Source organism: Cytobacillus sp. IB215316 (assembly GCF_033963865.1).
Taxonomy (GTDB): Bacteria; Bacillota; Bacilli; order Bacillales; family SM2101; genus Nanhaiella; species Nanhaiella sioensis.
This window is the reverse complement of sequence record NZ_JAXBMC010000005.1, coordinates 189,067-204,461: the sequence shown is the minus strand read 5'-3', so window position 1 is coordinate 204,461 and position 15,395 is coordinate 189,067. Positions and strand designations below refer to the sequence as shown.

The following is a 15,395-nucleotide window of genomic DNA, read 5'->3' as shown; positions in this document are numbered from 1 at the left end:
CCTGAAATAGCTGAAAAGTTCTTCATAGCTAAATTTACAAATTATTATCTTATATGATAATGATAATTCTTCTCATTGTAATTTCATCATATAATAGATTTTTTTATTTTTGTGTAATATTTGTCACAATACAGTTGCGATATTATGAAAGATGTGTGACGTCAATTGTCAATTTACCCAATTGACACCGCATTTCCTGTCCATAAAGTTACATTCAATGAAAGACCTGTGATCTCAATCACCACGCTACGCATTTGGATTGTCTATGCTATACGTAAGAATTTATTTTTTAGGCTCTTTTCGTAAACTTTGTTGCTATTATTATGAATTTAGTACCAAATATTGTTAGTCATCTCTGTACAGAAGATAAGATGCCACGACCTCTAGTTGGGTACGGTTTATTATTTAATACGAAAAACAACAACCATTGCGAAAACAGCCATCTTTATTAATGAGGAGGGAATAGAAATGCCAAATAAATTTGATGAAAACATGATTGTAGGGGAAGTTGTAGCAGAATTTCCTAAAGCTAGTGATATTTTTAAATCGTATAGGATTGATTTTTGTTGTAATGGGAATAGACCTATAAAAGAATCAGCTCTTGAAAGAAATGTTTCTACAGAAAAAATAATTGCAGAGCTAAACAAGTTATATGAAGAGAAAGAAAACGATTCAAGTTCTCAACACAACTGGAATTCAGCATCTATTACCGAACTTATCAACCGCATAATAGATAAACATCATCGTTATTTAGGAGAGGAGCTTCCACAATTAAGCCCGTATGTAACAAAAGTGATGAGGGTCCATGGACAAGCCCACCCAGAACTTATTCAAGTTCATAAGCTATTCAACACGTTAAAAGCAGATTTAGAAGAGCACCTTATGGGTGAAGAAACTGAGCTATTTCCATCATTTTTAGCGTTCGAGCACGATCCTTCTAATAGTAATCGAGACAAAATCGTCAATATTCTCGAAGCTACGAAAAATGAACATGAAACTGCAGGTGATATCTTAAAGGAACTACGTACCGTTACGAATAATTTCACGCCACCATTAGGTGCATGTAGAACGTATCAATTAGTATTTAATCGCTTAGAAGAGCTAGAATCTGATTTATTTGAACATATTCATCTAGAAAATAATATTTTATTTAATAAGATTTCATAAATTAAAACCCTCTGCCAAATTGTGTCAGAGGGTTTGTTATTGAGTTTGCTGCTTTGCATGATATGAAACCTACAGGGCTTATCTGCTTGTTTTCATAAGCCAAACCATATGAAGGTTAACAAGCGACTTTTCATCCCACTCTTCTTTGCTTGGCGGGTATGTTCAGGATACTTACCCTTTTCTTCTCACCCACCAATGTAGGACATTTCGATTTTTTCTCTCATTTTTGCTGAATGTTCAGTACGTTCATCTGAATAACGATCGTGTCGTGCTCCCCACACCTTTTTAATTTCCTCTATAATTGTTTCGCTTGATGCATTAGCGCGTAATATTTTCTTAAAATCGTGGCCCTTCGATGCGAATAAACAATTGTACATTTTCCCATCTGCTGATATACGAGCCCTTGTACAGCTAGAACAAAATGACTCTGAAACAGATGTAATGAACCCTACTTCTGTATCTGTGCCTTTGTGACGATAGCATGTTGCTACTTCGCCAAAATACCGTTGCTCCACTGGTTCTAATTCAAAGTGTTCTTCTAATTGGTGAAATATTTGTTTTTTTGTTACCACTTGATCATAATTCCAGCCATTTGTGCTACCGACATCCATAAACTCAATATAGCGAATAGGAATCTCTTCCTTTTTAAAATATTTCGCCATCGGTATGATTTGTGAATCATTTAAGCCCTTTTTAACAACCATATTAACTTTTACGATTAGGCCCTCTTTTTTAGCAGCTGCTATACCTTTTAAAACTGGTGATACACCTACAGATCTGCCGTTCATATCTTTAAAGATTTCATCTTCAATAGCATCTAAGCTTATATTTACACGCTGTAAACCAGCTTGCTTTAACTCTTTCGCATATTTTGGTAAATATATTCCGTTTGTCGTAAGAGCAATATCCTCAATCCCATCTATTAATGACAGTTGCTTAATTAAAATATGAAGATCCTTTCTAAGTAACGGTTCTCCCCCAGTTAACCTTACTTTCTTCACACCAATCTCAGCAAAGCATTTGACGAGTCTAGAAATTTCTTCAAACGTCAATAGTTCTTTCCTTTGTAAAAATGGAAAATCAGGGCCGAATATGTCTGCTGGCATGCAATATGAACAACGGAAATTACATCTGTCTGTAACTGATATTCTTATATCCCGCAAAGGGCGATGATGTTGGTCTTGAATTGATATTGCCTGATTGACCATAAGCAATCTCTCCCCCATAAATTATTTAAGTCAGTAATAGCATATTTAACCTATTATATACATATTAAAGCAAAATATATTTATAAACAATGTGATGCTTGTCACTTAAAGAAATTAACTTGTCGTATACACTTTAACTGGGAAATATTTTTTTGGAGCGATTTCTCCTATTATTACTTTATTATCTCAGTTAAGGAGGTTTTAACATGTATGTCCAGATGTTACGAAAAATAAATATATTTCAAGATTTACCAGAGCAATCATTAGCCTTTATTTCGGAAAATCTTAAATCTCAATATTTTAATAAGGGAGAGATTATCTTTTCTGAAGTCGAGGAAGCTACATCAGTTTTTTTTGTGAAATCTGGCATTGTTCGCCTCACAAAAGGAGACCAGACTGGAAAAGAGATTGTTGTTTGTTTAAAAAAAGCCGGAGATATATTTGCTGAAGCAGCGTTATTTAGCGAAGAAGGAACAAGATACCCTGCAACTTCTCAAATGCTTCAAGAGGGGGAAGTTTTATACTTAGACACGAATCATTTGCAAGTTGAATTGATGCAAAACCCAGACATAGCTGTTGAAATGATTCGTTATATGAGTCGGCAGCTACGTAGCTTTACATCAATCATAAGAGATATCGCCTTACTGGATGTATATAGTAAAACAATTTCAACATTAGATCGATTAGCAAAAGAATTTGGAAGTAAAAAAAGTAAAGGTGTTCAAATTGAACTCCCTTTAACAGTACAAGAATTTGCAAACATAATTGGAGCTACCCGTGAAAGCGTAAGCCGAGTTTTTTCAAAATTAAAAAGTGAACATATTATAGACATTGAAGAAAAGAAAATCATCATTTGTGACTGGAATCAATTTTCGACGATGTATAAACACTAATTCTTGTCGCACAGTTGAGCAATTAATATTCTCATAATTAAAATCAAGTGGAGTGCTCCTCCACCTGATTTACTCTTTAAATATGGCGTTAACCTTATTGTTGTTTTAAAATATTTTCCGTTAAATCAAGTACAGGGTTTTCAGGTGACCTCTTATTAACTTGATGCATGCTATAAATCCAGTTTTCTCCTTTTCCGTCCTCAACAGCAAATAATATTCTATTTTCATCTGAATTATATATATAATCTACGCCATTTAGGTTTCTCTTCTCTGATTGCTCTAATTCTTTATCACTCATATGCCATGTAGAGCCATTTGTACTTGAAATTATATTAATATAAACCTTTTCGTATAGTTCGTTTTTTAAGGTCATTGAAATTACAACTATGTTAGAACTTAGTTCTCCTTCTTTTGTAACAAACTCTAGACCCTTACTTTTACCCTCTTTATACATTTCTTCATATACATTTAAGAGGTTTTCTTCACTTTTAATAGTGTATTGTATTTGTCCTTTATCTAGTTCATAGGCTCCAGGAAATTCAGTTGGTAATAAGACTTTATTTTCAATAAAGTTTTTCATATTTGTATAATCAGAAAAATATGTATCATTTTTAACAGTTCGTACAGCACTTGGACCATATCTTTCGTATTGATCAATAGGTAGAAAATAAAGAGAATCACCTGGTTCAAGCGTATTTTTTAACTCATCGATTTTATCATCATATTGTTTCAAACTTGGATGATCCCACTCTTCGTTTGTAACCTCTAGCATCGTTTCACCTTTTGTATTTAACAACGACCAGCCATTTAATTTTGCAGCGACACCGACTGACGTTGTTAAAATAATGAGTAATACCGTTGTCATTAACACTAGCCTTCGGTTAACAAAGAAGCTAGTTCTTTTACTATCTTTCTTGTAAAACACAGCTTCATGTATTTGTTGTTCATTCATTGTAGGGATTTGTTCATTTTTCAATGATCGTTCAAAGTCTTCAAAGGAATGAAATTTCTTCATCTTTTATCCTCCTATTCTCGTTTGCTAGTAAATATCTTTTTAGCTTTTTCCTAGCCCGCTCATAGCATTTGCGCACTGCGGGTTGATTACTACTCATAATTTGCTCAATTTCAGTGTATGAAAGCTCCTGAACTGTTTTTAAAATAATAATCGTACGTTCTTTTGCTGATAATTCTCGTAAAGCATCTGAAATCTCTTCACTAAACTCTGTTTCATGCATTGTTGTATTATTATGAGCTAGCGGTTCATTATGAGGTTGAAATGGTGTAAATTTGATTAACCTTTGTCTTTTTATGACATTCAAACAATGATGATATGCAATTTTGTATAACCAAGCAGATAGATTGGTTTCATTGGTTATTTTATGCAAGTTATTATAAGCCTTCACGAACACTTCTTGAGTAGCATCTTCAGCATCTAGGACATTTCTAAGCATATGAAAACAATATGTATGAATCCTTTGATAATTTGTACTAATCAATTGGCTAAAATCAACGTTATAATCGTTCAATATTTTATCTTTGTTTTCTGCTACCTTTTTCAACTTCCATCCCTCCTCTTTTCTTTGATAAAGGCAATCTTCGCATTGACTGTTGTTTTTTCGTCCTTATAATTAAAAGTTATGTTCAAAGCTGTTTTAAATCTGTTTACTACATGTAAAAAACAACCGTTTGTAGCATCTTTTCATTAGCACTTACGGCAATGCTACAATACTTATTGGTATTTCTAATTTAGTGACAATGACAACTAAGTTTACGAAAAGAGCCTGATAAATAAGCGTTTCATAATTAAAACAATTTTACTCATCAATTTGTGACATTTTATGAAAAATTTTAATTAATTTTAAGTTAGAATGAATGAGGTAGTATAAATTAAGTTCAATCAAACTTTATAATACTATTATCTATGTTGTACAACATCAAAAAAAAATCATAATCCTTTCGATAACCCAGTAGAATGATAATATTTACGTTGCAGTTTTGAATGTTTTCATATTTAATAGAAGTAACAACTAATTCTTCCATAAGGTAGGTGGTAACAATAAAAACTCAACCCCAGCCTACAAAACCGACCATGTCTGTTGAGCTAAAAGAATTGTTGAATTCCTCTGAGTACACCGTGAAAGTTAACAAAGGCTCATACCTTTTTCAAGAAGGGATGGAGGCTACAGAACTTTACATCATTCGTTCCGGAAGAATACAAATTAGTAAAATTTCTGCAGATGGACGTGAACTTACATTAAGAATATGTCGACAAGATGACATCGTAGGTGAGCTTACACTTTTTACAGATGATGCAAAATATATTCTCAATGCAAAAGTGCTTGAGGATTGTGAAGTAGCTGTCATAAAAAAAGACCATCTCGAGACGCAATTTTTTCAAAATAGCCAACTTGCATTTGAATTTATGAAATGGATGAGTGATCACTTTCGGAAAACGCAAACGAAATTTCGCGATTTAGTTCTAAATGGAAAAAAAGGTGCGCTATATTCTACTCTTATTCGTATGTCAAACAGCTATGGAATTAAGAAAGAAGATGGAATTTTTATTGACTTACCTCTTACGAATCAGGAGCTGGCAAACTTTTGTGGTACAACTAGAGAAAGTGTCAATCGCATGTTAAATGACTTGCGACGTCAAAAGAAAATATCAATGAATAAAGGATTTATTACGATTCTTGATTTAGAGTTCTTAAAAACAGAAATTAATTGTGAAGAGTGCCCTGCTATTATTTGTAGTATTGATTAACTCTTCTTATTATCTTTAATGTTATTGGGGCATTCTTTTACAACTGGCAAGATACCACGAACAAGGGAACTCCAAAGGGGAGTTCCCTTGTTTTCTTTATTAATTAGTCTAGTATTTTACAAAGAAGCTGGAAACTTTAAATCTAGTTTTTCTCTTCTAACTGTATCGTTTCTCCTGGTTTTACTTCTAATTTATTTTCCACCTCGAATTTCTCAACATTTTCTTCATTATAAATGCCAGGTGCATCTGTATGAATAGGAATGACATGATCAGCATTAATCATTATTGCTGCATCTATCGCCTCCTCTACATTCATATTATCATATGTACCGTCCATACCTAATAAGGCATAATTTATATTTTTATCAGACAATAAATTCATTTCTTCTATTTTTCCAGTATCTCCTGCATGATAAACTCGCAGTCCATCAAACTCTAGTACATAACCATAGGATAAATCTATAGGATGGTGATCATTATAAGCTGCGACTGCACTAATATGAATACCTAATACCTCAATATTTTTACCAGGTAAGTCACTCTCAATCTTTTTATTTTCAAAATCGTAAAATTGTGTAATAATTTCTGTTTGATCTTTTTTCGTTACTTTTGACAAATCACTGTGATCATAATGTCCATGAGTAGATAGAATTATATCTGCTGGTTCAGAGTAATCCTCCTCATCACCTGCCCATGGATCTATGTAAATGACTTTACCATCGCTCGTTTTAATTTTCACACTGGCGTGGCCAATTACTTGAAGTGATGGAGGTCCCTCTGTAGTACTAGCATCCTCCTTACTACAGCCAAATATAAATAGTAAAGTGATTAATAAACATGCAAATATAGTAACTTTCCGCTTTGAGAACAAATACATTCCTCCTAAAATGTTAAATTTTTCACATTGATTTTACCATAAAATACATATAAATCATACTTATATTCATAATTTTCAGATTATTAATTGTTCCGCAAGCTTATTTGTTGTGATTTTTACTACGCATCATTATGGAAATTTTCATAATTTAGTGCAGCGGCTAACTTATACAAATTTTAAGATCATGATAAATAGTGAAGAGTTCTTATAAATTCCATAAAAAATTCCGAATTTACGTTACAAAATATAGGCATACTTTCTTTTTCAATTTTATTAACAGCTTTACTACGGCCGTTATTAGTAATTTCATTATTGAAGGATTTTGGTCGTTTCTCACGTAGAGAAAAAATTAAAGAACATTAAATAATCCCTTTTTCTCTACCAAAATTTAATAATGCTTCGTAAGAATCTCCAGATAGACCTAAAATTTCACAAAATGCTGGTTCAGTCTTATATCCTTTTATTTTTAGATTAATGACTTGTTCCCTTATACCTGGAAACTCTTTTAGTATAAATCTCTCTATAACCATGTGTTGGTAAGCATATTGTTGTAAAACTGGCTGAGATTGCCCAAATATTTCAAATTCAAAGCCGTGAAATATAAAATTGGCCTTGACCACTTCCAAATTTCTAATATTTTTTCTGGTGATCTTAAAATCGATTTCATTCTCATAAAGTTTTTTTACTTTATTTTCAAATCTTAGTTTATGTAAATGATCAACTTCCATAATAATGTCTAAATCAGAATCAATTACATCAACACCAATTGGTATCGTTCCACATACTACAGGATCATACTCAACTAAGTCTTTCATAATTCCTAAATTTTCTATGGCACTATATGCTTTACGCTGTTTTGCTGTTCCCATTTTTAAACTTATCAGAGAATTATACACCGCTTCCCTCCTAAAAACATGTCAATAATATTGTCGTGGTTATATACATTTCATCATGACATAACTAGAAATCAATATAAATAGCAACAAAGTCTACCGAAAAGGTCCCTTTTAGTTTATGTTTTTCTTATAAGACATTAAACATGTTTAAAATTAAGTATTCAAGCTGTTTGCTTTAGGTAAAAAAACAATAACTTAATAATACAAAGTTATATGTCGACCTGACACCTTTGATCGAATAAGAAAAAATCCTGCCAATATTTCAACAGGATTTATATTATAGCACCATCTTATAAGCTCCATCTAAAAGCTTTCAGTATTGATATTTATATTTTGACAAGTTGATCAAAGCATCCTTGTTAAAATGAGAAAATTAACGAAAAGAGCTCTTCTCACCTAATCTATTTATATATCCAGATAAAAACGATAGCATGACATGTACGCCTGCTTTGACAGTTGAATTTACTTGATCCTTATGTGGATCGAGACAAACAATATCCATTGCCTTCACTTTGTCACTTTGACCAGCAATATAAACTGCATCAAACAACTCATCTGCTCTCATCCCACCTGGTGTTGCAGCCGGTGCCCCAGGTCCAGCAGTAATATCTAGTACATCCATATCAACAGTCAAATATATTGTATCTACCTGATTACTCAGTTCATCTATTGCTCGCTTTACTACGTGTTCAATCCCTTGCTTACGTGCCTCACGTAGTGTCGTATAATTCAGCCCACACTCGTCCGCATAGTCCTTTAATGATTTCGCATTAAAGAAACCGTGAAGGCCTATATTATATACATGCTTACCTTCTACTATCTCGTTTTCAATAAGATTTCTAATTGGAGTACCGTTTGCTGGACCAAATTCATCTACATCTCGTAAATCAAAATGAGTATCAAACTGTAAAATACCTATTTTCTCATTAGGATGTGACTGCTTCCACCCTTTCACTAGCATTGCAGTAATAGAATGATCTCCACCGAGCATGATTGGGAACACATGTGGATGATGTTGACGCATTGCTACCATTGCATCGGTAATATTTTGATGACACAATGCAATGTCTGTAACATGCTGTTTGACATCACCTAAATCTACTACAGAAAGGTCCGTTAAATCAATGTCATAATCAATATTATATGTCGTAAAAGACTTCCATTCTCTGCGCATCGCCTCAGGATTCTCACTCGCGGCTGATGCACTAATTGATGATCGTGAAAGAGGTATTCCTAAAATAGAAATATCAAAGTTCTCCCACTTAACATCATGATTTACGGGTAATGTTTCAATCCATTCATGTACTTTAGGTTCTGTTATATTCTCGTTTCTATCCCAGCTAAATGGTGGTCGCTTAAGCAACGGGTACGGATAATTAGACACAAAGCTTCCCTCCATCAACGACAATTTTACCGTTTTTAATAACTGTATCAGTATGGTTCATGCCGTAATGGTATGGTAATTGCATATAATTCGGTACATCGACAATTAATATATCTGCTTTTTTACCGACCTCAATACTACCTATTTCTTGTCCTCGTTTAATCGCATGAGCAGCATTGATTGTTGCAGCACAAATGACTTCAGCAGGAGTCATGCCCATTTTTAAACAGCCTAGATTCATAATAAATGGCAATGAAACAGTAGGTGAAGACCCAGGGTTACAATCAGTAGATAAAGCTACTGGGACACCTTTATCAATCATTTTGCGCCCATTTGCAAATTCAGCCATGAGGAAAAATGCTGTTCCTGGGAGCAACACGCCTATAACATCATTTTCTGCCATCATGTCCATACCTTTTTCCGAAGCTTTAAGCAAATGGTCAGCCGATACTGCTCCAACTTCTGCTGCAGTTTCTGCTCCGCCATATGGCTCAATCTCATCTGCATGGATTTTAGGAAGTAAGCCATGTTCCAATCCAGCTTGTAAAATACGCTTTGATTGCTCCGGTGTAAACACACCGTGTTCACAAAATACGTCATTAAATTCAGCAAGTTTTGTCTGAGCAACCTTAGGGATCATTTCATTTACAACGATATCTACAAACTCATCAGGTCGATCTTTATACTCGGCAGGTACTGCATGTGCACCCATAAAAGTAGAAACAATGTCAATGACGTGATCTTCATTGAGCTGTTTTGCTACTTCAAGCTGCTTTATTTCATGCTCTAATGCTAAGCCATAGCCACTTTTCGCTTCCACAGTCGTAACACCATGAAGTAAAAACTGATCTAGTCTACGTTTACTTTCCACATATAATTGATCATGACTAGCTTCCTTCGTTGCTTTTGTCGATGCATGAATGCCACCACCAGCATTCATAATATCCATATAGCTCGCACCTTTTAGGCGCATATTAAATTCATTTTCCCGACTTCCTGCATGCACTAAATGTGTATGCGGATCTACTAAGCCAGGTAAAATCACTTTGCCTCGCGCATCAATCACTTCTGCTTCATCAATTCGATTCTTAAATTGTTCATGTAGTTGTTCATCCGTACCAACAGCTATGATTTTGTCGTTCTCCAACCAGACACTGCCGCCTTTAATTACTTCAAGGTTTTCCATTTGCTCTAACTTACGTGGATGTTCTGAACTACCTTTCAGCGTTATCACTTCATTTGCATTTCTAATAAAAAGTGGTTTCATAATTACCCTCCTCCCCTTAATCCATCATTGGAATGTGTATACCTTTTTCTTTTGCTGTCTTTTTCGCTAAATCATACCCCGCATCTGCATGACGAACAACACCCATACCAGGATCTGTCGTTAACACACGTTCAAGCCTTTTTGCAGCTTCTGGTGTTCCATCAGCAACGATGACCATACCTGCATGCAATGAATATCCCATTCCTACACCACCACCATGATGTACAGACACCCAGCTTGCACCACCGATGCTATTTATTAAGGCATTCAAAATTGGCCAATCAGCTACTGCATCACTTCCATCCATCATGCCTTCAGTTTCACGATTTGGTGAAGCTACTGAACCGGAGTCTAGATGATCACGTCCAATAACAATTGGTGCTTTCAACTCACCGCTAGCAACCATGTCATTAATAATTTTCCCAAATTTAGCGCGCTCTCCATAACCTAACCAACAAATACGAGATGGTAACCCTTGAAATTGGATTTTTTCACGAGCCATTTTAATCCAATTGCATAAATGTTTATTGTAGCTAAACTCACGTAAAATGACTTCATCCGTCTTATAAATATCTTCTGGGTCTCCTGATAAAGCAACCCATCTAAAAGGCCCTTTTCCTTCACAAAACTGTGGTCGAATATAAGCTGGTACAAAGCCAGGGAAATTAAAAGCTTTGTCCACTCCTTCATCCTTTGCTACCTGCCTAATGTTATTTCCATAGTCGAAAGTAATCGCACCTAGTTCCTGCATTGTTAACATCGCTTTTACATGTTCAGCAATACTCTTCTTAGATTCACTCTCATATGCTTTTGGATCCGCTTTACGTAACTCATCTGCCTTCTCTAGTGAATAGCCTAAAGGTATATATCCATTAATTGGATCATGTGCGGACGTTTGATCTGTTAGTACATCTGGAGTAAATCCTTTGCTAATCATTTCTGGTAATACTTCTGCAGCGTTTCCTAATAAGCCAATCGATAGTGGTTTCCCCTGTTCCTTCGCTTCACGTGCCAATTGAATAGCTTCATCAATACTTTCTGTCATTATATCTAGATAGCGTGTTTCAATGCGTCGTTGAATTCTAGTTCGATCTACCTCAATAGCAATACAAACACCTTCATTTAAAGTGACAGCTAAAGGCTGTGCTCCACCCATACCACCTAATCCGGCTGTTAGAGATATCGTTCCTTTTAGTGTACTATTGAAATGCTGGCGTCCAAGTTCAGCAAACGTTTCATATGTGCCTTGAACGATCCCTTGGCTGCCGATATATATCCAGCTTCCAGCTGTCATTTGTCCATACATCATTAAGCCTTTTTTATCAAGCTCATGGAAGTGGTCCCAATTTGCCCAAGCTGGCACAAGATTTGAGTTTGCAATTAACACTCTCGGTGCGTCCGTGTGTGTTTTAAACACCGCAACTGGTTTCCCAGATTGAACAAGCATCGTTTCATCGTCTTCTAAATTGTGTAAAGTTTTTATAATCGCATCATAGCTTTCCCAATTACGAGCAGCTTTGCCAATACCTCCATATACAACGAGATCTTCAGGTCTTTCTGCTACATCCTCATTTAAATTATTCATGAGCATTCTTAATGCTGCTTCTTGAACCCAACCTTTTGCATGTAATTCTGATCCTGTATAATTTTCAATGCTACGCTTATTTGTACTCATCATAAACACCCCATTATTCATTTCTTATGAGTAAGTATACTAGGGGAAATTTCAGAAAAATAGAACAAAACTTTGTGAAATTCAAGACGATATCAAGTTGGCATCATTAAAATAGAAGGATTTACGTGAAATAATAGTAATTTATTTTGTTATTAGTATTTTTTTTTGATTTTAGATGTATTCATCGTTTTGCCATTTTACAGATAACACATATACAAATAGGGGTTCATGTTCTTATCATCGTTTGAAAGAGTAAAGGTGCAGCAAAACTAAAGTTGTTTATTTCTTAGTGAGAAAAATCATACTATGCGAAAAACTCTTTTCGTACACTTTGTTGCTTTGTACCATTAGAGGCTGCTTTATATGTAAGTCATCATTTTGCAAAAGAAAAGATCCCCCCAACGCCAGTTGTGTATGTATTAATTATCTAATAAAACAACATGTTATGCGAAAACAGTCATTATGAAGAGTGACTATACATAGCTGTTTTCATTCAATAACATGACAGCAAAGCTCACTCACTAATACACCCGTGTTAAAACATAGACCTAATTTAAATCTATATCTTTCTCCATTCTATACTCTCTAGGAGTAACACCCATCACCTGCTTAAAAATTCTACTGAAGTAATTTGCATTTCGAAAACCAGCTTTATTTGCAACCTCTTTAATTGATAAATCTGTTTCCCATAACAATCTCTTCGCAGCGTGAACCCGAAGGTTGGTCACAAGCTGAATAAAAGATATGTTCATTTTTTTGTTAAGTAAATGGCTAAAATAGCTGGGGCTTCTACCTGTGTATTTAGCAACGTCCTCTAATGATAAATTTTGATGGTGATAATTCCTTTCAATATATGCCACGCCTAGTTCGACGACATCGTGACGTGAAGATTCTAGTTGATTTTGAGCACCATCAAATAATTGACCCGTAAACAGAATCATTTGTTGAACAGAGCGGTATAAGACTGGACTATATAAAATTTCTTCAAAAACCTTATGGTATAACTCTTCGTACACCCCTTGATCTAAATAAAACGATTTCATATATCGACGTATTTGTGCTAGTATGCTTGTTAATCTAGTTCGTACTAATCCTGGTTCGGGAAAAGGCTCTGAAATTGATAGAAAATGGCGGTACATCCATGACTTAACCATATCCTTATCCTTATTATTAAGCATATCTATCCATTCTCTTTGCTCTTGAGGAGTTAAAAAAGGGTCAATAGTATGCCATTCAACATTTTGCTTTACATGTATAAGTTGCCTGTATCCTTTAAAGTATGTTACTTGTAATGCCCCTTTTGCTTGCATGTATGCTTCGTGAAGTGACTTAATTATCCCTTGGCTATGAATAACGATAGCCATTGGTTCATTTTTTTCTTCATCCCAATCTTGAAGGAGTCGATTTCCAACTGCTTCTAACTGTTTTGTATTTTTGTTTTGAAAAACTAATACAATTAAATCACTGACAGGTAATAGTAATACATCCTCCATTACATAATAGGTTTCAAGAAATAAGCGAAGCTCAGCTAACTTATTTTGATCTTCAGTTTGTAATACCATTAAAGAATCAGCCGTTTCATTTTGGTGGTCTTGGATAAAAAGCGAACGATAAGTTGTAGTATTATACTTATTAGCTTGACGTTGTTTAGAGCTATGTTCCGCTCTTAAAACATTAACTGAACGATACAAAGTTTTCTTTAATGACTCTGGTGAATTTGGTTTTACTAATAAATCAACAGCTTGCAGCTCTATCGCTTGCTTTGCACGCTCATATGTCGCTTCGGCTGAAACAGCTATGACAATTTGTGTATATTGTTTTATCCTACTCAATAGTATGTTCCAGTGCTCTCTTGGGATCATATCAAGCTCTATGATTGTTACTTCTGGAACATCATTTTCAAGGTTGATAATAAGCTCGTCAAATGAACTAGCTAGCAATATTTGCTCAAATGAAAATGAGTTTGCCGATACTAACCAACGTATCCCTATCCTTTCATCTTGATCACGGTCTGCAATAAGTAATTTCATATGACTTCTCCTTATGTAAGTCTCTTTTTTACATTATAAGAAAACTAATTTATATGATAAAGTAATGAGAGATATATTTTTATTAAGAGAGGAGATTTAAGATGAATACATACCCAAACACAAATGCAACAATTGAGCTTATTAAAGAACTAGTATCTATTCCAAGTCCATCTGGCCATACAGACAACATCATTCAATTTATTGAAGATAAACTTACTAACATTGGGGTCGAGAATAGCCGCAATAGAAAAGGTGGACTGCTTGCAACTCTTCCTGGAACTGACGGCACGAAACATCGAATGTTAACAGCACATGTAGATACACTTGGTGCTATGGTTAAAGAAGTCAAGAGTAATGGTCGGTTAAAACTTTCGATGATCGGAGGTTTTCGGTGGAATTCTGTTGAAGGAGAGTATTGTCAAATTGAAACCTCGGACGGACGGACATATACAGGTACCATTCTGATGCATCAAACGAGCGTACATGTATATAAAAATGCTGGTGAAGCTAAACGAAATGAGGAGAATATTGAAGTTAGAATTGATGAAAAGGTAGAGAATGCAGAGGACGTTCGCTCTCTAGGTATCGAAGTTGGAGATTTTGTGTCATTTGATCCTAGAGTTGAAGTTACTTCAAGCGGGTTTATAAAATCTAGACATTTAGATGATAAAGCAAGTGTAGCTATCTTACTACAACTAATTGAACATATCAAAAAAGAAAACATACAGCTACCACATACAACACATTTTCTTATTTCCAATAACGAAGAAATTGGCTATGGTGGAAACTCTAATATTACACCTGAAACCGTTGAATATTTGGCAGTTGACATGGGAGCTATTGGAGATGGTCAAGCTTCTGATGAATATACAGTGTCTATTTGTGCGAAGGATTCTAGCGGCCCGTATCATTATGGCCTTAGAAAAAAGTTAGTTCAATTAGCTAACGATAATAATATTGACTATAAGGTTGACATATATCCTTTTTACGGATCTGATGCATCCGCAGCTATACGTTCAGGATTTGATATTGTTCACGGACTTATTGGCCCTGGTATTGAATCATCACACGCCTTTGAGCGTACCCATCAAACTTCAATAATTAATACTGAAAAGCTACTTCTTTCATATGTTCAAACAGCAACAATATGTTAAGACTTGTATAGTAGGTGGAGCTTTACTCCATCTACTCTTTTTTTTCCTTCATTTGTCGGTTAAGATTCATCCGTACATGT

At 34.8% G+C, this 15,395-nt stretch carries 13 protein-coding genes; 4 read left to right on the top strand and 9 right to left on the bottom strand.

The genetic code is table 11. The features are described from left to right. The first annotated feature begins 468 nt into the window (after positions 1-468). Positions 469-1,167, top strand: coding sequence for an iron-sulfur cluster repair di-iron protein (gene ric / locus SLH48_RS11175; protein WP_320258205.1), 699 nt, complete (start codon positions 469-471; stop codon positions 1,165-1,167). Positions 1,168-1,352: 185 nt separating this feature from the next. Here ric and moaA read toward each other — a convergent pair whose 3' ends face one another. Continuing rightward, the gene (gene moaA, locus SLH48_RS11170) at positions 1,353-2,375 is read right to left on the bottom strand and encodes a GTP 3',8-cyclase MoaA (RefSeq protein ID WP_320258204.1); all 1,023 of its coding nucleotides are present in this window, start codon (positions 2,373-2,375) and stop codon (positions 1,353-1,355) included. 206 nt (positions 2,376-2,581) lie between these two features. Between moaA and SLH48_RS11165 the strand changes: the two genes are divergently transcribed. Beyond that, complete coding sequence (locus SLH48_RS11165) at positions 2,582-3,268, top strand: Crp/Fnr family transcriptional regulator (protein ID WP_214482558.1); 687 nt, start codon at positions 2,582-2,584, stop codon at positions 3,266-3,268. 94 nt (positions 3,269-3,362) lie between these two features. On the opposite strand, the gene SLH48_RS11160 is transcribed toward SLH48_RS11165, so the two are convergent. Then, entirely contained in the window at positions 3,363-4,283 is a 921-nt protein-coding gene (locus tag SLH48_RS11160) for a hypothetical protein (protein WP_320258203.1), read from the bottom strand. Then, positions 4,261-4,827, bottom strand: coding sequence for an RNA polymerase sigma factor (locus tag SLH48_RS11155; RefSeq protein WP_320258202.1), 567 nt, complete (start codon positions 4,825-4,827; stop codon positions 4,261-4,263). The genes SLH48_RS11160 and SLH48_RS11155 overlap by 23 nt, the downstream gene beginning before the upstream one ends. A 530-nt stretch (positions 4,828-5,357) precedes the next feature. Between SLH48_RS11155 and SLH48_RS11150 the strand changes: the two genes are divergently transcribed. Beyond that, positions 5,358-6,032 carry a Crp/Fnr family transcriptional regulator gene (locus SLH48_RS11150; protein WP_214482551.1) on the top strand — a complete coding sequence of 225 codons (675 nt, stop codon included), beginning with the start codon at positions 5,358-5,360 and terminating at the stop codon, positions 6,030-6,032. Between the two features lie 142 nt (positions 6,033-6,174). Here SLH48_RS11150 and SLH48_RS11145 read toward each other — a convergent pair whose 3' ends face one another. The 6 genes from SLH48_RS11145 to SLH48_RS11120 form a co-directional block, all read right to left on the bottom strand. Continuing rightward, entirely contained in the window at positions 6,175-6,903 is a 729-nt protein-coding gene (locus SLH48_RS11145) for an MBL fold metallo-hydrolase (RefSeq protein WP_320258201.1), read from the bottom strand. Positions 6,904-7,268: 365 nt separating this feature from the next. Continuing rightward, complete coding sequence (locus SLH48_RS11140; protein WP_320258200.1) at positions 7,269-7,805, bottom strand: DUF4269 domain-containing protein; 537 nt, start codon at positions 7,803-7,805, stop codon at positions 7,269-7,271. Between the two features lie 373 nt (positions 7,806-8,178). Continuing rightward, entirely contained in the window at positions 8,179-9,204 is a 1,026-nt protein-coding gene (locus SLH48_RS11135) for an agmatinase family protein (RefSeq protein ID WP_413785407.1), read from the bottom strand. Further along, on the bottom strand, positions 9,182-10,456 hold the full coding sequence (gene hutI / locus SLH48_RS11130) for an imidazolonepropionase (RefSeq protein ID WP_320258198.1): 1,275 nt from the start codon (positions 10,454-10,456) through the stop codon (positions 9,182-9,184). The genes SLH48_RS11135 and hutI overlap by 23 nt, the downstream gene beginning before the upstream one ends. 16 nt (positions 10,457-10,472) lie before the next feature. Then, positions 10,473-12,131 (bottom strand): urocanate hydratase, encoded by a 1,659-nt coding sequence (hutU, locus tag SLH48_RS11125; protein WP_410624977.1) that lies wholly within the window; start codon positions 12,129-12,131, stop codon positions 10,473-10,475. Between the two features lie 548 nt (positions 12,132-12,679). Then, positions 12,680-14,161 carry a helix-turn-helix domain-containing protein gene (locus SLH48_RS11120; RefSeq protein WP_214482541.1) on the bottom strand — a complete coding sequence of 494 codons (1,482 nt, stop codon included), beginning with the start codon at positions 14,159-14,161 and terminating at the stop codon, positions 12,680-12,682. 101 nt (positions 14,162-14,262) lie between these two features. Here SLH48_RS11120 and SLH48_RS11115 point away from each other — a divergent pair, with 101 nt between their 5' ends. Further along, on the top strand, positions 14,263-15,315 hold the full coding sequence (locus SLH48_RS11115; protein WP_320258196.1) for a M42 family metallopeptidase: 1,053 nt from the start codon (positions 14,263-14,265) through the stop codon (positions 15,313-15,315). Positions 15,316-15,395 lie beyond the last annotated feature (80 nt).